Source organism: Brevibacillus sp. MS2.2 (genome assembly GCF_013284345.1).
Classification (GTDB): domain Bacteria; phylum Bacillota; class Bacilli; order Brevibacillales; family Brevibacillaceae; genus Brevibacillus; species Brevibacillus brevis_C.
The window spans coordinates 35,262-53,483 of record NZ_JABSUZ010000022.1 but is presented as its reverse complement, the minus strand read 5'-3'; the positions used below and the strand labels follow the sequence as shown (position 1 = coordinate 53,483).

The window sequence follows — 18,222 nt, the reverse complement described above, 5'->3', positions numbered from 1 at the left end:
ACAGGACGGTCGGTATTGGCTGACTATTTAGTAGCGAAATTTATTGATCATTGCCTTCATTTTCCCCAAGCGAATGAATTGTTCGTCACGTACACGAAGCTTTTCTGAGACAGACGTATCCTTATACGAATAAATACCTGCTCCGGTCTTGGTGCCAAGATTGCCTTCTGCTACTCGTCCCTCAATGATGGCGGGGGCTTTTGTCGAGGAATCCAGCTCTGGCGCCAGGTTATCCATCACACGCTTCCACGTATCGAGTCCACCAAAATCGGCCGTCTCAATAGGTCCGACAAAAGCCCAACGATAGCCAATGCCATCCTTCATCACCGTATCGATCTGGGCTGCATCTGCCACACCTTCTGCGAGCAAATGAAAAGCTTCTCTCATCAAGGCCGTTTGCAGACGATTGGCGATAAAGCCCGGTACATCCTTTTTCAGCAAAACTGGGGACTTCCCGATCTCTTCCATCAACTGCATCGTCTTGTGAACCACTTCCTGCGCGGTCTTCTCGTGCCTGACTACCTCGACCAACGGAACCAATTGGGCTGGATTGAAAAAATGTGTAATGATAAAGCGTTGTGGCGTAGTAGCTTTTTCGATCAGTCGCGCAATCGAAAACGTAGACGTATTGGAAGCAATAATCGCATCTGGCCTCGCGTATTGCTCCAGCTTTTCAAACAGCTCCCACTTCAGCTCGATGACTTCTGGTACCGCTTCTGTGATGACTTCTGCATCAGATACTGCCGCTCGCAAATCCGTGGTCAGGACGATTTGCTCTAGCGCTGCTACTCTAGATTGTTCTGCAATCACTCCCTCTGCAACCAGAAGGGAAAGGCTGTGCTCGATGCTAGCTCTCGCTTTCATCAAAAACGCTTCCTGCAAATCGTAAAGAGAAACACGAAATCCAGCCAATGCGTATAGCTGCGCGATTCCATGTCCCATAACACCTGATCCGATAACAGCCGCATGCTTTTCCATAGAATGAGCCTCCCAGGGGGAAATAGGTTTACTAACAAAGCTTTCCACGATCAAATACCTAGTTCCTGCCCAGCAAATTCCTACTACTTTTACTGAAATTCATTCCTATGGCGCTTGTTGGGGAAAACAAATTTTTGTACCATTAAAATCTCATGCATGAACCCAATTCTTGGAATGCACGTTTCACATCTGGAGGTACACATGAAACTACTGAATAAAGTCGTAGTCATCACAGGAGCCAGTCGGGGATTAGGTCTTGAAATGGCAAATGTTCTGGCAAAAGAAGGAGCAATTGTTTGGGCAACCTCTCGATCCGCGCCTCCTCCCAACGAAATCGCACACGCTGAACCGGGAAGTGTGACGAATATACAGCTAGACGTGACAGACGAGCAAAGTGTCCTTGCTCTGTTTGCCCATGTACAAAGGTTATACGGGCGTCTAGATGTCCTCGTCAACAATGCAGGAGTCGGCGTGTTTAAGCCTGTTGAACAAACGAGCTTAGAAGAATGGGAGAATGTTTTCCGCACCAATGTAACCGGACTCTTTCTTTGCAGCCGTGAAGGATACAAGGTAATGAAAGCTCACGGAGGCCGAATCATCAATATCTCTAGTGTCTCAGGATATATTCCGATTGCGGACAACGGCGTTTATGGTGCTTCGAAATTTGCCGTCCAAGGCTTTTCCCAAATTTGCAATGAAGAGTGGAAAAACGACAATGTGAGGGTCTCTACCATTTTTCCCGGTGCCGTTCATACAAACATGACGGAGGACCGGCATTTTTTTGATCCGAGTGCGATGCTCGTACCAAAAGATGTGGCAGATACCGTGTTAGATATCGCCTCCCGTCCCCTCCACGTTCGAATCGATGAAGTCAAAATCCTTCCTCCTACAGGCATTCTCTAAATAACAGATGAATAAGGAGCGTTTACAAATGCAGCAAGTAGCAATGATCACAGGAGCAGGCAATGGGATCGGGGCCGCAGCAGCAAAACTTTTGGCTCAGCATGGGGTCCATGTCGCTGTTCTTGATGTACAAGAAGAAAAGGCACAGTTAGTCGCCAAAGAAATCAAGCAGACAGGCGGTCAAGCCTTGCCCATTCGCTGTGATGTCGGCCAACGAGGGCAAGTTGAAGAAGCCATCCAGCTTGTGGAATCTCATTTTGGGAATGTCACCATCTTGGTCAATAATGCAGGAGTGGGCGGTCCATTCCACCGAGTCGACGAAGTCTCCGATGAGGAATGGGATTGGATCATGAATACCAACCTGAAGAGTGTGTTCCTATTTTGCAGAAACCTGTTGCCCAAGATGAAAGAAAGGAACTACGGGCGGATCGTAAACATCGCTTCCATTCAGGGCTTGCTAGGCTCTGCACATTCATCCACCTACGTCGCTTCCAAACACGGCATGATCGGCTATACGAAAACAATCGCTGCCGAATGGGGAGAGCACGGGATTACTTGCAACGCCATCTGTCCGGGATATGTGGATACGGCGATGGGCGTACGGCCGGAGGATATTTCGGATTACATGAATCGGGTCATCGCAAAAAGCCCGGTGAAACGCGTAGCTCAGCCGATGGAAATCGCCCAGATGATTTATCATCTCGTCGGACCACATAGCGGGTACATCAACGGAGCGAGCATCACCATGGATGGCGGGATCAGCAGCCACATCGGGATTACGGATCAGTTGTCCTAGTTCGGACACGTAGAAAAAGCCGCACGCTCGGTCAGCTTCCACCGGGCATGCGGCCTTTTTTCCCTATAAAAAGCGGCGGTGCACTTTCTTACCGTCGTACGTAAACAACACTTGTCGATCCTCCACCATCGATTCCAGGTGAACGGATTTCCCCCACAAGGTATAGATGTAAGGCAATGTTTTTTCTACGTATTTGACGTCCAGCTCCAGCCCTTCAAAATGATGCTTCAAGTACATCTCGCCGGAGCGTAAGTAATCCCCATCGTGCACGAGTACATAAGGGAATCCCCCGTTAACCCGTGTGCCCGCAAGACCATCGCGTACCTGTTCCCACTGCTTTTCCGCAACAACCCAGTCGTTGCCCTGCTTGCCGAACATATATAAATCCAGATCACTGACGAGGTCCTTGGTCAGGAAGTTGCGTATGAAGCTGATGTCGGACTCCAGCTCGCGCACCTCGAAAATTTTCGCGCGTCCCTCTCCTGGCTTGCGTCCGAAGCGCTCCTGCTCTTCCTTGGTCGGATTATCCCAGCGTTTTTCGATGTCCTCCAAAATTTTCAGACCCAAATGATACGGATTAATGCTCGTCGTCGAAGGCTGAATGACAGAGGAATGCAGCTTGGCAAACTCGATCGTCTCCGATTCTGTCAGCTCCATTTCCCGCAGGATGCGCATGTGCCAGTAGGTAGCCCACCCCTCGTTCATGATCTTCGTTTCCATCTGCGGCCAGAAATACAGCATCTCATCCCGAATGATCGTCAGCACATCCCGTTGCCAATCGTCCAGGATATTGCTGTATTCCATAATGAAGAGCAACAGGTCTTTTTCCGGCTCCGGCGGGAATTTGCGCGGTGCTTTTACCGGCTCGGCTTCCTCTTTTGCTTTGCGGTCCAACCCCCAGAGATCGTCATATGGGGATTGTCGTTCTTTCTTCGTCTTTTTGTTAGCTTCCTCGGGCTCTCGTTTCCAACGCAGCTTTGGACGCAGCAAGCTCGGATCGATATGCTCTTGAATTGCCAAGCTCGCATCGAGTAAATTCTCGACAGCATCCTTGCCGTACTCGATCTCATACTGGCGAATTCGCTCTCCGCTGGCCGCCATGCTCTCGACCATATCCCGATTCGTGTTGGAGAAGCGCACATTGTTTTTGAAAAAGTCGCAGTGAGCAAGGACGTGAGCCACAATGAGCTTGTTTTGGATCAAGGAATTGCCGTCCAAAAGAAACGCGTAACAAGGATTGGAATTGATGACGAGCTCGTAGATTTTGCTCAGATTCAGGTCATATTGCAGTTTCATTCTGTAAAAGGATTTTCCAAAACTCCAATGAGAAAATCGTGTCGGCATTCCATACGCGCCAAATGTATAAATGATGTCAGACGGGCATATCTCGTATCGCATCGGGTAAAAATCGAGATTGAACCCTTTGGCGATCTCGGTAATTTCATCAATGGATCGCTCCAGTTCTTTTCGCTCGTCGTTGGTCAAATCGTTTCGCCTCCCCCTTTTGCCGTCGGTCTACTTTATGTATATGGGGGACCGCGCTAAAAGACGCCATCGTTCCGAAGAAAAAAGGCATCCCCGGCCGGAGACACCCTTGATTTGTTTTTCATCGTGCTACTTAACCCTTGAACCAGTCGCGTACACCAGAATAAATAAGAGCTCCCGCGAATACGACCACAGCAATCAGACCAACTCCGTCTACCAGCGGGTCCAATCCACTTAGGAAGGAACCTTCCAACGGCGCTTTCAGCAATGCGTAACCACCGAGGAGACCTCCAACGTTGGAAATCCATTTGTTCATATTACGTCACCTCCCGTCGCAGCAGCCTGTAAGCGTTGCCACTGCGATACTTTACTCTATGTCGGAGGTTGACAAGCGGTCTGTACGGTAGTCCAAGGCGTGTTCACCAAATTACAATTGGGCTTTAGCGGTTGTTCAAAAAATCGACTTTTGATCACGAAGTAATATTGCATGCATATTCGACATCGAAAGTGACGTTCACCTTCAAAGTCCGGTGCTCATGTAGGATGCCTACACTCCGCTCCTCCTTCTTCAGGTTCTCGCCACTTTCTCGATGCTGAAAAGTCGACTTTTTGAACTTGGATTTTTACGTTAAAATAGAGAACAGACAAATCGTACAGGTTATGCGAAAAAGGAGTGACGCACTCATGAAGCTGTTTTTGATGCTTGGCAGTATCAGTGGATTTCTTTCGGTTGCGTTAGGAGCATTCGGAGCACATGCACTGAAGGAAAAACTGGACGCCTATTCGCTGGGCATTTTCCATACGGGCGTGACCTATCAGACGACACATGCGCTGGCTCTCGTGCTGGTTGCCCTGTTGCTCAAATGGTACCCGGATTCATCTGGCCTCGTCTGGGCAGGCTGGTGCTTTGTAGCTGGTACGTTGATCTTCTCCGGCAGTCTCTACACGCTGGCTATGACAGGAATTAAGGTTCTCGGTGCGATTACGCCGATTGGCGGAGTTTTGTTCCTCGTTGGATGGGCGCTGCTTGCGATTCATGCTTGGAAAGCCGTATCGTAGATAAAAGCTTGCAAAAGGTTGGGAATTCATTCCCAACCTTTTTACTTTACTCGCCAACCTTTCTCTACATCGTTCACTTTCCTGCTAAAATGAGGTGTCTAAATTTTCTATAAATACTACAATGTTAGGGGGCTAAAAGATATGAAAATTCTTCCCTATTGGGCAAAGACATATTTGCACAGGCTCGGATTAAAACAAGAAGAAGCAAGTCTTCCTTACCTATCCGCATTGTGCCGTGCTCATTTACAAACGTTTCCCTACGAAAACGTGAGCAAACTCCTCTCTTACTACTTTCACAAAAACAGCTGCGTTCCTACTCCTTCTGCCTTCATAGAAAATGCTGTGCGCCACAATTTCGGCGGAACCTGCTATGCCAATAATGCAAGCTTTTTGGCTTTGCTACACCTGCTTGGTTTTAATGGCTATCTCGTCTCGCTGGCTGACGAACACGCGGCAATAATAATTACAGATCTTTTGGAATCTTCTTATCCACTGTATGTGGACATTGCGGCAGCGGCCCCCTTATTTCAGCCTGTCCCTTTTACATCTGATCCTCTCTACCAATCTTCCTTTGGCTACGAATCAGTCCTGATTGCGCCTGATCCTGCCGATCCACACCGTTATCGTTTTCGTCGCATGCGACATCAACTGTTGGTAAACGATAGCTGGCACTTCGATCCGACACAAAAACGTGAGCTTTCCGATCTAGCACCAGCCATCGCCCGATCCTTTCAGCCTGATGCTACTTTCTTAACATGCCTGCGTATCCATATGTATCAACTCTCGCAAAAACGATGTTTATCACTGAAAAACAATTCCCTGTTCATCCTGTACGAAAACGGTGAAGACCAAAAACTGCGTCTCCGCTCTATCGACGAGTTAGAAGTTGTTGTCACACGCGAATTCGGATTGCCTCGACTTCCAGTCCGCGAAGCCGTTACTATCCTCGCTGATGCTGGTATCGATGTGTTCGCTGACAAGTCCTGATGGCTTCCTGACACCCTCCATGGACGATTGCCATATGCTGTAGAGTTAGCAGTTACCCCACTCACAAGGAGAGGAAATCATGACGAAGCCCTCCTATACACGCCCCTCTTACTTTTATGGAGGAATACCTGATGTCTACATGCAGATGGGGTACTATCCGTTTCCCACTCCTTCTGCTACGGAACAGCTGAGTCGGAGTGTCCACATTCCGTATGCAATGTCGATGGCGGATCAATGTAAATACTTCATGGGGCTATCGGAAAAAATGATCGTAGGCGACGGGGCTATCGGGATTGCTAGCTTGTCGAATCCCTTACGCTCCGGTGTTCATTTATTTGTCCATCACTGGATGATCACCAATCCATCCCCGCACCCGATAGAAGCACATTTCTTGTTTGGTAAAGCCGCCTCTCTCACAGGTACAACTCTCTCACGACAAGTGACTTCTGGTTATGTTCAACTCCCCGCTTGTCCCGTCGCCCAAGGGCAACTTTTGCATGGCACTGGTATGGCGGATACCTTTTCTGATCACATTCACACCGCCACGCGAATCATTCCGACGTCCTCCACCGTTGAGGCGACCCCTGGCGGACAGTGGATTCTCGGACCAGGAATGGCGCTCGTCGTTCGCGTCCCAAACGCAGGTGAGAAGACATCCTTTTCCTTTTCAATAGACTGGTGGGAACAACCCGTATATGGGTAGCTCTCACTGGAATGCTTGACGGACAAGTATAGCCGCAACAAAACAAAAAAGGGAACCCCCAAAGGAGTTCCCTGTCATTTCACTTTGTATTTTTCCTACACCATGTTGAAAAGCCAATTTTCACGTGATACAATGAGAATTGGTCTGTTGGTCATTTGTTAATATGTATCTATTTTATTCCCAATATAATAGTACCACATTCACTTTCGATTGTCAAACCATCAGGCCAAAAATGGGGAACGAAAAAGGAGCGGTACCATGAGCGTGACTGATCAAGATCGGCAAAACGAACAACAACGTGTTGAACAAGTCATCTCAGAGATAAAGAACCGAATAGATGACCTCAAAGAGCATGTGAATGTCGTGAGCGAGGATATCATCGGAATTCGCAAGCATTTTTGGGACGACGTGACAGTCAACTTCGAAGATGCCATCGAAGCTGTCGAGACTTACGCCAGTATCAAGCAGCAAGCGGAAGTCCTTTCCGAGCGTGAACGCATCCATCGCCATGCCCAAAATCAGTTGCGTACACTACAGCGATTGTTGCACTCTCCCTATTTTGGCAGGATTGATTTTCAGGAAAAGCATGAATCGAGGCCAGAAGCCATCTATCTCGGCATTGCTTCCTTGCTGGATAAAAACGACGAGGAGTTTCTCGTCTACGACTGGCGCGCACCGATCTCCAGTCTGTATTATGACTACTCGCCGGGACCAGCAGAGTACAATACCCCAAGTGGAAGCGTAAATGGAGAGATTACGTGCAAAAGACAATACATCATTCGCGACGGCAAATTGCTGCACCTGTTCGATACGGGCGTAACGATTGGCGACGAGCTGCTTCAGGAGGTACTCGGCAAACAGGCTGACTCCCAGATGAAAAGCATCGTGGCCACAATCCAACGGGATCAAAACCGCATCATCCGCAATGAACGCAGCCGACTCGTCATCGTCTCCGGGGCTGCAGGTAGCGGAAAAACGTCTGCGGCACTGCAACGAATCGCTTATTTGTTATACCGTTATCGCAAGACATTGACCGCGGAGCAAATCGTCTTGTTCTCGCCAAACTCTTTGTTTAACAGCTACGTCTCCACCGTTCTTCCTGAGCTCGGCGAGGAAAATATGCAGCAAACGACTTTTCAGGAATACGCGGAGCATCGTCTCGGTGACGACTTTCGCCTGGAAAACCCGCTTGAACAGATGGAGTATGTACTGACAGCAAATGATCAGCCTGGATACGAGGCGCGACTGCAAGGAATCCGTTTCAAATCAAGCGCCTTGTTTTTGCAGGCCATGGATGAATACGCGAATAGCCTGAAACAATCTGGTATCATATTTCGCCCCGTTCCATTTAGAAATCAGACGCTAATCAGTGCGGCTCACATCCATGAGCTGTTTTATGCTCTCGATACGAGTCTGCCGATCCCCAACCGAATGGTACTCGTTGCGAAATCACTGCTGACAGAGCTGAAAAAACTGGAACAGCGCGAACGATCAAAACCATGGGTAGAAGATGAAATGGAGCTGCTTGACCGAGACGCTTATGTAGCTGCCTATCAATCGCTGCGCCGCAAAAAGCAGTTTCGAGAGGATACCTTCGATGACTTCGAACGCGAGCAGGAGCTCTTAGCCAACTGGATCGTCAAAAAGCAGTTTCAGCCACTGCGCGATTTTATCCGGGAACTTCAATTTATTGATACGCGCGCGATTTACCGCCAGCTCTTCTTGTCACCTGACTTGCTCGGGACGCTTGCGCCAACCACTCTCCAACACGAAGCATTGGAAAATTGGCCCGCAGTGTGCGAACAGACAGCAGAGCGTTTAGAACAACAATATTTGGCATGTGAAGACATCCCTCCTTATTTGTATTTGCAGGAACGTTTGGAGGGCAAGCAGACGAACAACCTCGTCCGTCATGTCTTTCTCGATGAAGCCCAGGACTACTCCGCCTTTCAGTTCGCTCTCATCAAGAGCTTGTTTCCCCGTGCCAAAATGACGGTGCTGGGAGACTGGAATCAGGCGATTTACGCCCATGCGTATCAGCAGAATAGCTTTGAGGCTGTCGCTTCCCTGTTTGAGCCTGAAGAGACGGAGACCTTCGTCCTGACCAAAAGCTACCGCTCCACCTATCCCATCGTCTTGTTTACACGACAACTTTTGCGAAACGGGGATATGATTGAGCCTTTTATGCGCGACGGTCGCTTGCCAACTCTAACCAAAGTGACATCACCTCAAGCTCATGCCGATCAAATCGAAGCACGCATACGTGAGCTCGCTGATCGTGGTCATCAGACGATCGCTGTTATCACCAAAACGCTAGAGGAAGCCCACGTCGTTCATGACGCTTTGCAAGAGAGATTGCCGATTCGCTTGATCAAGCCCGCTACTCTTTCCTTTGAGAAAGGAATCTTGATCATTCCCTCTTATTTGGCAAAAGGGGTCGAGTTCGATGCCGTCATCCTTTATGATGCTTCTGCCACATGCTATGGCGAAGAAAGTGAGCGCAAGCTTTTTTACACAGCATGTACACGTGCCATGCACGAGCTGCACCTTTACTATTCGGGTGAAAAAAGTCCATTTTTAGATAACGTTTCTCCTGAGTATTACGAGCTGTTTATTTAAAAAAAGAGATCCAGCTGACCGCTTACTGCTTCAGCCGGATCTCTTTTTTACCTTTTTAGACCCACACAAATCGTGACAAGCATCAGGATCAAATTCAGCTCATAACCGCCCACAAACCCTTTCGCCCATTTCACTGTCACAATCGCTCCTGCCATGATCGCAGCTAATCCCCAGGCAGCATATCTCGCCCCGATTCCGATGATCAGCGCGAGACCGCCGATCACTTCTACGATCATCACCAGATACGCCAGCCACCCCGGCAAGCCGAGATCACCAAACGTCATCACAACATTAGCCATCCCTTTTTGCAGCTTGGCTATGCCATGGATGAAAAACAAGATTCCTGTCCCGATCCGCAATAAAGCAAACGCTTTTTCGTAAGCCATCTTCTCTTATTCTCCCTCCCCTCCACCACTACCATATGCCCTCTTGCAGACAATCAGTCTTGTGCTCTTCGGCGGGACACCAGCTCAAAGCTCTGGTGCTTGCAACGAGGGCATCCACGTTTTTTCAATTGCTCTATCGTCACTATTTTTGCCTGCGCCCCTACCTGGATCGATCTTTTGCAACGCTTGCATTGATACTCACGCTTGGAAGGAGTCTCTTCGCCTGTGTATAGCGACTCCAGAAATGGATGCTTGATCGTCGGAGCTGTTAGCTCTGTGGTGGTGAGCACGATCATCTGTCCCTTGTTTCCAATCATTTGCGCCGCTTCATATTCATTGAAATGACTGAGCACCTCTCGTACAGTCAAGCCTGCCATCACGAACTCCCGTTGCATATTCAGCGTGAAATCAGGCGATTTATGCGCAAAGGACAAGAAGATGGACAGTCCTTTTTGCTTTTGCAGCCCACTGATTCCGCGGGATAAAAACAGTGCCATTCCTTGCAGCGTGTAAGGTGGATCGGTGAAAAAGCAATCGTACCCACCCTGCAACTTCTTCGGCAGCGGCTGCCGTAAATCAGCCTGATAGCAGGCTACGGACAGTGCTTTTTGCCTGGACACATCCGTAATGTACTGGAGAAAGCGTTCATCGATATCGACTACGTCAATTTGCTCTGGACGTTGTTGCTTCCCTGGAAACAAGCGCTTGAGCAAAAGTCCGAGCGAGATGCTGACCAAATCATCATCCCCGACACATAATATTTTTTTGCCCACCAAGCTCTGATGCCGTAAACATAAGATTGCCCTGCGCAAGCTCGTCTCGACTGTGCATTTGGACTGATCGATCTGTACATCGACTTGCGGACGCTCAGCAAAAATCGTCTCCATCTCCGCTTGCAAGTCAGCCAGCTCGGTTTTCCAGGCTTCGTCGTCTCTCATCAGCTTCTCGTACAGCTCACGATCCAGCCCACTATACCCTAGCTTTTGCTCAATGAACGCCTCCCCTTCTGCGGTACATCTCACCCCGTTCCCCTGCTGTATGGCACCTGCCTTGATCAGCTCTTTTTTGATCGCAGTCGCCACAGGTACAGGCAAGAATACCTTTCTCGCCAGCTCTTTCGTAGGCAAACCCGGATGAAAATAACATGCGAGCAGAAATTGTTCGATCACTCGTTGTCCTTCTTGTAAACGCACTTGTTTATAGGTGTCTTCGATATAATTTTTCATGTAGAATACCTCTTTTCAAAAGGGATAGACCCATTGATGCACGCAAAAAGGCAGAGCATGAACATTCGTTCATCTCCGCCTTGAGGGCATACGTTCGCTACGTGCGCGTGGATAGTCACGCAAAAAAACCGTGCGTAAGAGCACGGTTCCCGTAGTCGAGCAAATGGGTAGATGGATGACCGTAAGTTCTTAACTAATCAAGGCCTCCCTTTTTCCATAGCAAATAAGCCGACATGAAATGTCGTTTTTGCTAAAATAATTCTGGGAGTACCCTATCCAGTTGCTTAGTTAAGAACACACACCGACATCAAAACGTCCCCTTTTGAAAAAGATACTTTCCATTATACGGTACTCGCAATCAATCGGCAAGAAGCTACATGGCTGTCTCTACAATTGCATTTCTAGGCTGCTTCCGCTTTTCATGCAGCCTGCGTCCCAGCCAATAAAAGATCAAGCTGACCAGCGCCAATACTGCCATGACCGAAAACATCACGGGGCCACCATATGCGGTGAGCACCATACCACCTGCCCATGGTCCGAGGAAGCTACCCAGCATCGTTGCGCTTTGTGCTCCATAGTAAGTCCCTCTCATATTCGCGGGACTGATCTCGTCGATTTGCGCATACTCCGCCGGTACAATCAAGATTTCCCCTAGCGTAAATACGACCATCGCTGTAATAAACCAAGCCCAATCTGGCGAAAAAGCAAAGCCCACTTCTCCTATGGCCATCAATACAGCGCCACCTGCTATCCGTGCAAACAAGGAATAACGCTCAACCAGTCTCGTCACTGGAATTTGCAAAAGCAAGACGGTAAATCCATTGACGCTCATCAAGGTTCCAAACAAGGCGACTCCCTCCGAAAAGTTTTCCCGCAAGTATTGGGAGAGCGTAACAGACATCTGACCGTACACCGTCACTAACAAGACTCCGCCTGTGACAAAGGTAAGAAGAACGACATCCCTTCTGAGCACTTGCCAGATCTCACCCAAACTGGCTCGCTCTACCTCTCCGTTCCCCCCACCCTCATCAGTGACGCCACATCTCCGACATGCCACTACTAAAATGACGGCAAAGCTCACCAAGGATACCGCCGTCAGAAAAAACGCCAGATTGCTGCCGGAAATCCCCAAAAAAGCACCGAGCATAGGACCAATCGCGAAACCTAGATTGTTCGCAAGATAGCGATTCGAGAACACACGAAAACGTTTGTGCTCGGGAGTCAAGTCGCCCATCAGCGCTTTTGAAACCGTCGCAAAAATCGAAGCCGCCAAGCCCATAACCATGCTGATTAACAGCAAACCGATCGGATGAGCCACCGTAATGAATCCGATAATCGAGCACGCCATAGCAAGCAAGGAAAAAAACATCAGCTTTTGTCTGCCAAACAAATCCGAGAGAATCCCGCCAACAAATCCCCCTACTGTTCCAGCCAAAGGACCTGCCCCGATAATCAGTCCAATATAGGCGTGAGAGAGCTTCGTCGTTTCACCGAGATAGATGGCCAGAAAAGGAATACTCATCGATTGGGTGAGCTGAACGAACACCGTCCCTGCCATCAACAGATGAACAATCGGGTGATACGCCTCCCACACTTGCCTCATTTTGCTCATACTGATTAACCTACCCTCTCAACAAAATCATGCCATTTCCATAAGCAAAATTACTCTGGTCCATGGAAGAAGGAACGCAGTAAGACCGGGAGACGCTCGACGAAGGCTTCTCGCAGACTGTAGTAGGAAATCGTCGTACTTCCTGTGTAGTGAGCACGAATCAGCCCCGCTCTGCGCAACGCCGTCACATGATGATGGACGGTGCTTTTGGCCAAGGATACTTGCTTCTGTAATTCACCGAGGGTGCACGTCTTTTTTGCCAGGCAGCGCAAGATTTGCAGGCGCTTCTCATCCGCTAGGCACTGTGTGATAGGCAACAGCTCCAGGAGCGGCTGTGGTTTGGTCGTTGCCGCATCTTTGACAGGGTACATGCAAGTGGCAAGCCCCCGATAAAAGTCGAGAACAGAAGAATGGGCACAATGATATTGCGGGATGAGTACAACCTCTCGCAAATCTTCCATCGGCTCAATCCAGATACCATTCGTAACATGATCGACCAAATCGATGGGAGGCGTTTCTTTGGCGCGGACTGTCAGCTCATCGGCGCTTCGTTGCAGATTCTCCAAAATGCGTGGGTCCACTTTCGAAAAATAATGCTCATTCCATCGGGTAAGCAACGATAGACTGCGATCACGGATTTCCCCCAGGTTCAGCGGGATTGTCTCCACCCATGGCGCGAGGCGCTCATAAATTTCACCGGGCGGGATGCTTTCCAGCCACCCAAGAAATTCTTCAACGGATTGGGTCTGCGGTGATTGCGCTACAAGCAGCACCAAACGGTGGAGTACTTCCCAGCGTTCATCTGCGAGTTCATCTGCAAAAGAAGCCGGGAGCATTTGTTTTGTCTCCTCTTTCCAAGCCGTACCAAGCAAATAATGCTTGCGCTCCTTTTCGTAAATGTAAGTGTAGAGGCTAATGATACATTCATACGCAGGAGACCATTCTACTTTGATCGAATATAACCCATTCATTCTATCACCATCGTACGTTTAGTTTTTTTCAGTGTATCATTCTTGTTGGATTTTGCATAGCGCCATTTCGTTAGAATAACCTGTAAAGGTCCTTAATGGGGTCAACATAGTGGAGGAGAAGAAAAAGCACAGAGCTCTTCGACTCTGACACGCCAGCAGGTGGGATTCACTGTCCGTCTCCACTTCCAAAAGGGGACCGTCGAGCCAAAGCCACCCTACGGGCGGAAGTTTCTCAAAGAAGAAGTGTTCGACAAGCGTGGTCCCCTTTTTAAAGTTCCAACTGGGGAGGCGTTGTCAAGGTCTACGAGCCCTGTGCTTTTTCTTCTTACCAGCTTTGTTGGTTTATCGATACCATTTAAACCTTTGGCAAAAGCTTTACTGAAACAATGTAAGAAGCAGACGCTGAGGTGCCTTGTTCACACAAAAAAAGTAAGCCCCCAGCTTCACTAACTGACGAGGCTTACCTATACTAGCTTCCCTTATACAAACGGCGGGTCCCACGCTTTTTTTCGCCAACCCAACCGATGATCAACGACGTTCAAATCACGATCCAAGACAACATCTACGCCAAATGGCAGCTTGCGGTTGTACCAAAAGCGCACATCGCTCCATGTGACTTCATAACCATCAGCAATCTCCTTCCACGTGACGTGGATTCGTTGAGCAAATCCGAGAAAAGCACGAACCCCGTCTACACCGACAGTAGCCTGAATGATTGCATCACGCTGCTGCTTTGGATACACATCCTCCAGTATCACGCGTGCATACTCGATTCTCCCTGTGTAAAACAGTTTCTCCGTCTCTATGACGAATCGCCAGTGAAAAGGATGTATGCTCGGGAAAACATGGGATATGCCGCTTGTTTCCAATGCCCTTGCTACCCGCTTGACGTTACGGTGATGCTGCCAAGCACGCACGCCAATATACACAAGCGTCATCCCATATGCTACCGGAAATAGCACGGTGGGATCTCCGTTAAAAGCTATCCACCATATCGCCGCTGCCAGATGAACCGCGAACACCAGTGGCTCAAAAATCGCGAGCACATCCAAATGCACCCAGCGCTTGGTAATCGGTCGAATACATTGAACTCCATAGGCGTTTAGCATATCGAGAAAAACATGCAGCACAACAGCCAACAGCGTCCATCCGTACAAAATTCCAAACTGCCCCATGAGACCAAACCCCCAGGCAAGAGGAAGACTGATGATGAGGGGCCACAGAAACAAGGCGGGAATCGAATGAGTGATTCCCCGGTGAAAGCGAATGTAAAAAGAAATACCGCGAAGTCTGGCCACAGTGTCGAAATCCGGGGCATGAGAACCCACTACCGTTGCGACCATCAGCGCCTGAGCAAGCGCCGGATCATGTGCCACTGCTGGCGTGATATGGGCTAAGCCCGCCAGTGTGACACCCAACAAAAGATGACTGCCAGTGTCCATTATGATGCCTCCCTTTGCAAGTATTCCCTTCCCTTTTACTGTACGAAAAAATAGCGTGGATTCTATAAACCACAGGTAAAGGTTATCCGAAGATTTCGTCTGCGATATTAACAATCTCTCAACGAAAAAGCAGCCTGTCGGAAAAGAGACAGACTGCTTCGAGCTTATTTATTCGTGAATTTATGCTTCTTCTGTCAGGCGCAGGAATTCGTCGATATCTGCGACAGCCAGATCAACAGCTTTTTGCCAGAACTCAACTGTCGTCATATCCTCACCGAGATGCTTCTTCGCCAAGTCCTCTACCATCAGGCGGCCCGTATCCTGGAGCAGTGCATCGTATTTCGGCGCGAAGCTCTCGCCTTCTTCAAGCGCACGCGCATAAACACTCATGCTAAACAAGTACCCGAAAGTGTATGGGAAGTTGTAGAACGGATACGAGGTGATGTAGAAATGCAGCTTGGATGCCCAGAAGTGCGGCTCGTAATCTGCCAAAGCTCCATTGTACGCTTGCTTTTGCGCCTCTTCCATGATTCGGTCGAGATCAGCCGCGCTAACGAGACCTTCTTTGCGCTTCTCGTAGAAGTTTTTCTCAAAAATAAAGCGAGCGTGGATGTTCATGAAAAACGCGACAATGGATTGCAGCTTATCTTCCAAGAGCACCAGTTTTTCATCGTCATTGGCTGCATTTTTCACAGCAGCGTCAGCGAGGATCATCTCTGCGAAGGTCGATGCTGTTTCCGCTACGTTCATCGCATAGTTTTGGTTAAGGGCTGGCAGATCCCACATGACTTGCTGATGATACGCATGCCCCAGCTCATGTGCCAGTGTGGATACATTGCTTGCGCTTCCTGCATACGTCATGAACACGCGGGACTGCTTGCTGACTGGGAAGCTCGTGCAGAATCCGCCTGGGCGCTTGCCAGGACGATCCTCTGCCTCGATCCAGCCCTCATCGAATGCCTTTTGCGCAAACTCAGCCATGCTCGGATTGAAACGGTTGAAGTGCTCAACGATCAGGGCAGCTGCTTCATCGTAAGACACTTCTTTATGTACCTTACCAACCGGAGCCCCTACATCGTACCAGCTCAGCTTGTCTACACCGAGCAGCTTTGCCTTGCGCTCCAGGTAGGCAACCAGACGATCCTTGCGATTATCGATGGCCTGCCACATCGCGTCGAGTGTTTTTTCCTGCATCCGCCCAATATCTAGCGGCTCACGCAGGACAGAGTCCCAGCCGCGATGACGGTACAGAGAGAGACGGAAGCCACCCAAGTGATTCAGCGCCTGCGCGCACAGCTCCGTTTCCTTGCCCCAAGCCTCTGTCCACTTTTCAAAAACATGGGCACGAACAGCACGGTCAGGACTGCTCATCAGGTTAGAAGCTTGCCCGACAGACATCTGCTTCGTCTCTCCATTGACCTCAACCTCAATACTCATACGTCCCACGACCGCATTGTACAAATCTTGCCAAGCGTGATAGCCGTCTACTGCTAAATCGTTTGCCAGCACTTCTTGTTCAGGCGACAGCTTTTCCTGTGCACGGCGGCGGCGCTCATTCAGCACGAAAGCAAGCAGTTGCAATTCTTCGTCTGCCAACAGATTCTCCCATGCAGCCTCGTCGATAGCCAGCAGCTTTTCTTCCCAACGCGTCAACACTGCACCAAACGCAGCCGAGATGCTCTTTACACGCCCACCCATCAGCTTGGCTGGCTCATCCTTTACATTTTGAGCAGTCAGGCAGGAAATGAATGCACCTGCTTGTCTCACACGCACGGCAATGCTTTGGACATGAGTGACAACTTCCTTGAAAGCCGCTGTTTCATGCAAACTAGCGCCAGATTGCTCCAACCGAGCCTTCAGGTTCGCAATATCCCCTTCCAACGTTCCTAAAAACGCCCGAAAATCCTCCGATTCACTACCACCAGGAAAAATCACATCCATATCCCAGCGTTGTGGCAATGCTTTTGTCATAGGTACCCCTCCTCAAAAAACTTCTTCGATAAAAATATTTCTATAATAAGGTAGCTATTCCCTTCCCATTTATTCATATCGTTAGAAAAGCGACTGCCATGTAAGCAGTCGCCAACTTTTCATACCTATTGAACAGGGATAGAAAACGTCTCCCCTTGTTTTTCAACAACAATCCTGTCCCTCTCGTCCCCCGCTGCTGCCAACAGACGCTCGAACGGTTCATCAACTGGCTCACGCGAGAGCACAAACGTATTCCAATGAATGGGCACCAGCCATTTGGCTTCAGTCTCCTTGAACATTTGCCATGCTTGCTCTGGCGTACAATGCGCTGCTTGATACGAATCTGGCTTGTAGGCGCCAATCGGCATAAATACCAGATCGATCGGCCCGAATTGCTTCGGCAAATTTTCCATGGAGATAGATGCCGTATCGCCTGGATAGAGGATACGCACGCCATTTTTCTCAATCATATAGCCGTTGTAGCCATACTCGTGATTCCATGGAAAGCGGTTGCCCCAATGGCGAACAGGAATCGCAGTAACTGTAATTCCTTCTTTGGTTGTAACCGATTCTCCCGGCCGCATTTCCTCATACGAACCAAATGGCATATGCTTGAACAGCTTGCTCGTCTGGTGCGCCGTAATGACATGTGTGGAGCGATTCGCTATTTTCTGCAAAGTAGGCAGATCGACATGATCCAAATGGGCATGCGATAGCAAGATGATATCTACCTCGCCAATTTCAGTAAAGTCGAGGGCAGGAGGCGTAAAGCGCTTGGGACCAAAATGGACACCTGCAAGCTTAATCCCGAGCTTCTCGCCCAAAACCGGGTCCGTCAGTATTTTCGTACCAAACATATTCAACAGAATCGTCGAGTGACCGATCCATGTAAATGTAACCTTATCATGACTCCAGTCGGCAGGCACTGGCTTTTTCGTGTCCAGATGACGAAACTCCGGCTTCGGAAGCTGCCCCATATGGTACCAGTAGCGGTAAGCCACATAGCCAATCAATCCGAGTGCGAGTACCCCCACTATAGAGCCTACCCATGTAAAAAAGTTGAGCATCAGACAACTCCCTTTAT

Annotated in this window: 16 protein-coding genes; 6 read left to right on the top strand and 10 right to left on the bottom strand. The window is 49.1% G+C overall.

All coding sequences use genetic code 11. From position 1 onward, the window contains the following. Positions 1–27 precede the first annotated feature (27 nt). On the bottom strand, positions 28–978 hold the full coding sequence (locus HP568_RS19225) for a 3-hydroxyacyl-CoA dehydrogenase family protein (protein WP_173629954.1): 951 nt from the start codon (positions 976–978) through the stop codon (positions 28–30). Between the two features lie 201 nt (positions 979–1,179). On the opposite strand from HP568_RS19225, the gene HP568_RS19220 reads away from it, so the two are divergent. Together HP568_RS19220 and HP568_RS19215 are read left to right on the top strand one after the other, a co-directional pair. Then, complete coding sequence (locus HP568_RS19220; protein ID WP_048031531.1) at positions 1,180–1,881, top strand: SDR family oxidoreductase; 702 nt, start codon at positions 1,180–1,182, stop codon at positions 1,879–1,881. Positions 1,882–1,909: 28 nt separating this feature from the next. Continuing rightward, positions 1,910–2,677 carry an SDR family NAD(P)-dependent oxidoreductase gene (locus tag HP568_RS19215; RefSeq protein ID WP_173629953.1) on the top strand — a complete coding sequence of 256 codons (768 nt, stop codon included), beginning with the start codon at positions 1,910–1,912 and terminating at the stop codon, positions 2,675–2,677. A gap of 63 nt (positions 2,678–2,740) precedes the next feature. Here HP568_RS19215 and HP568_RS19210 read toward each other — a convergent pair whose 3' ends face one another. Both HP568_RS19210 and HP568_RS19205 read right to left on the bottom strand, forming a co-directional pair. After that, on the bottom strand, positions 2,741–4,162 hold the full coding sequence (locus tag HP568_RS19210; RefSeq protein WP_048031529.1) for a SpoVR family protein: 1,422 nt from the start codon (positions 4,160–4,162) through the stop codon (positions 2,741–2,743). Between the two features lie 133 nt (positions 4,163–4,295). Continuing rightward, complete coding sequence (locus tag HP568_RS19205) at positions 4,296–4,478, bottom strand: hypothetical protein (protein ID WP_048031528.1); 183 nt, start codon at positions 4,476–4,478, stop codon at positions 4,296–4,298. A gap of 368 nt (positions 4,479–4,846) precedes the next feature. On the opposite strand from HP568_RS19205, the gene HP568_RS19200 reads away from it, so the two are divergent. The 4 genes from HP568_RS19200 (at position 4,847) to helD (ending at position 9,530) form a co-directional block, all read left to right on the top strand. Then, the gene (locus HP568_RS19200) at positions 4,847–5,221 is read left to right on the top strand and encodes a DUF423 domain-containing protein (RefSeq protein WP_173629952.1); all 375 of its coding nucleotides are present in this window, start codon (positions 4,847–4,849) and stop codon (positions 5,219–5,221) included. Positions 5,222–5,362: 141 nt separating this feature from the next. Beyond that, positions 5,363–6,208 (top strand): arylamine N-acetyltransferase, encoded by an 846-nt coding sequence (locus HP568_RS19195; RefSeq protein WP_048031526.1) that lies wholly within the window; start codon positions 5,363–5,365, stop codon positions 6,206–6,208. A gap of 79 nt (positions 6,209–6,287) precedes the next feature. Beyond that, positions 6,288–6,911 carry a DUF6143 family protein gene (locus tag HP568_RS19190; RefSeq protein ID WP_173629951.1) on the top strand — a complete coding sequence of 208 codons (624 nt, stop codon included), beginning with the start codon at positions 6,288–6,290 and terminating at the stop codon, positions 6,909–6,911. 258 nt (positions 6,912–7,169) lie between these two features. Further along, positions 7,170–9,530: an RNA polymerase recycling motor HelD gene (helD, locus tag HP568_RS19185; RefSeq protein WP_173629950.1), complete on the top strand. Its 2,361-nt coding sequence runs from the start codon at positions 7,170–7,172 to the stop codon at positions 9,528–9,530. Positions 9,531–9,577: 47 nt separating this feature from the next. On the opposite strand, the gene HP568_RS19180 is transcribed toward helD, so the two are convergent. The 7 genes from HP568_RS19180 to HP568_RS19150 all read right to left on the bottom strand — a co-directional run bounded on the left by HP568_RS19180 (position 9,578) and on the right by HP568_RS19150 (position 18,205). Then, positions 9,578–9,916: a DoxX family protein gene (locus HP568_RS19180; protein ID WP_173629949.1), complete on the bottom strand. Its 339-nt coding sequence runs from the start codon at positions 9,914–9,916 to the stop codon at positions 9,578–9,580. Between the two features lie 53 nt (positions 9,917–9,969). Continuing rightward, positions 9,970–11,142 (bottom strand): bis-aminopropyl spermidine synthase family protein, encoded by a 1,173-nt coding sequence (locus HP568_RS19175; RefSeq protein ID WP_048031522.1) that lies wholly within the window; start codon positions 11,140–11,142, stop codon positions 9,970–9,972. Between the two features lie 373 nt (positions 11,143–11,515). Continuing rightward, complete coding sequence (locus HP568_RS19170; protein WP_254551350.1) at positions 11,516–12,745, bottom strand: MDR family MFS transporter; 1,230 nt, start codon at positions 12,743–12,745, stop codon at positions 11,516–11,518. A gap of 59 nt (positions 12,746–12,804) precedes the next feature. After that, positions 12,805–13,725 carry an ArsR/SmtB family transcription factor gene (locus HP568_RS19165; RefSeq protein WP_173629947.1) on the bottom strand — a complete coding sequence of 307 codons (921 nt, stop codon included), beginning with the start codon at positions 13,723–13,725 and terminating at the stop codon, positions 12,805–12,807. 479 nt (positions 13,726–14,204) lie between these two features. Then, positions 14,205–15,167 carry a metal-dependent hydrolase gene (locus HP568_RS19160; RefSeq protein WP_048031519.1) on the bottom strand — a complete coding sequence of 321 codons (963 nt, stop codon included), beginning with the start codon at positions 15,165–15,167 and terminating at the stop codon, positions 14,205–14,207. A 180-nt stretch (positions 15,168–15,347) separates the two neighbouring features. Continuing rightward, positions 15,348–17,138, bottom strand: a complete 1,791-nt coding sequence (locus tag HP568_RS19155) for a M3 family oligoendopeptidase (protein WP_173629946.1) — start codon at positions 17,136–17,138, stop codon at positions 15,348–15,350. Positions 17,139–17,263: 125 nt separating this feature from the next. Beyond that, complete coding sequence (locus HP568_RS19150; protein WP_173629945.1) at positions 17,264–18,205, bottom strand: MBL fold metallo-hydrolase; 942 nt, start codon at positions 18,203–18,205, stop codon at positions 17,264–17,266. Positions 18,206–18,222 lie beyond the last annotated feature (17 nt).

Bases quoted from the DNA above. Each gene is read 5' to 3' on its own strand.
- HP568_RS19225 (WP_173629954.1), bottom strand. From the start codon at position 978: ATGGAAAAGCATGCGGCTGTTATCGGATCAGGTGTTATGGGACATGGA.
- HP568_RS19220 (WP_048031531.1), top strand. From the start codon at position 1,180: ATGAAACTACTGAATAAAGTCGTAGTCATCACAGGAGCCAGTCGGGGA.
- HP568_RS19215 (WP_173629953.1), top strand. From the start codon at position 1,910: ATGCAGCAAGTAGCAATGATCACAGGAGCAGGCAATGGGATCGGGGCC.
- HP568_RS19205 (WP_048031528.1), bottom strand. From the start codon at position 4,478: ATGAACAAATGGATTTCCAACGTTGGAGGTCTCCTCGGTGGTTACGCA.
- HP568_RS19200 (WP_173629952.1), top strand. From the start codon at position 4,847: ATGAAGCTGTTTTTGATGCTTGGCAGTATCAGTGGATTTCTTTCGGTT.
- HP568_RS19195 (WP_048031526.1), top strand. From the start codon at position 5,363: ATGAAAATTCTTCCCTATTGGGCAAAGACATATTTGCACAGGCTCGGA.
- HP568_RS19190 (WP_173629951.1), top strand. From the start codon at position 6,288: ATGACGAAGCCCTCCTATACACGCCCCTCTTACTTTTATGGAGGAATA.
- helD (WP_173629950.1), top strand. From the start codon at position 7,170: ATGAGCGTGACTGATCAAGATCGGCAAAACGAACAACAACGTGTTGAA.
- HP568_RS19180 (WP_173629949.1), bottom strand. From the start codon at position 9,916: ATGGCTTACGAAAAAGCGTTTGCTTTATTGCGGATCGGGACAGGAATC.
- HP568_RS19175 (WP_048031522.1), bottom strand. From the start codon at position 11,142: ATGAAAAATTATATCGAAGACACCTATAAACAAGTGCGTTTACAAGAA.
- HP568_RS19170 (WP_254551350.1), bottom strand. From the start codon at position 12,745: ATGAGGCAAGTGTGGGAGGCGTATCACCCGATTGTTCATCTGTTGATG.
- HP568_RS19165 (WP_173629947.1), bottom strand. From the start codon at position 13,725: ATGAATGGGTTATATTCGATCAAAGTAGAATGGTCTCCTGCGTATGAA.
- HP568_RS19160 (WP_048031519.1), bottom strand. From the start codon at position 15,167: ATGGACACTGGCAGTCATCTTTTGTTGGGTGTCACACTGGCGGGCTTA.
- HP568_RS19155 (WP_173629946.1), bottom strand. From the start codon at position 17,138: ATGACAAAAGCATTGCCACAACGCTGGGATATGGATGTGATTTTTCCT.
- HP568_RS19150 (WP_173629945.1), bottom strand. From the start codon at position 18,205: ATGCTCAACTTTTTTACATGGGTAGGCTCTATAGTGGGGGTACTCGCA.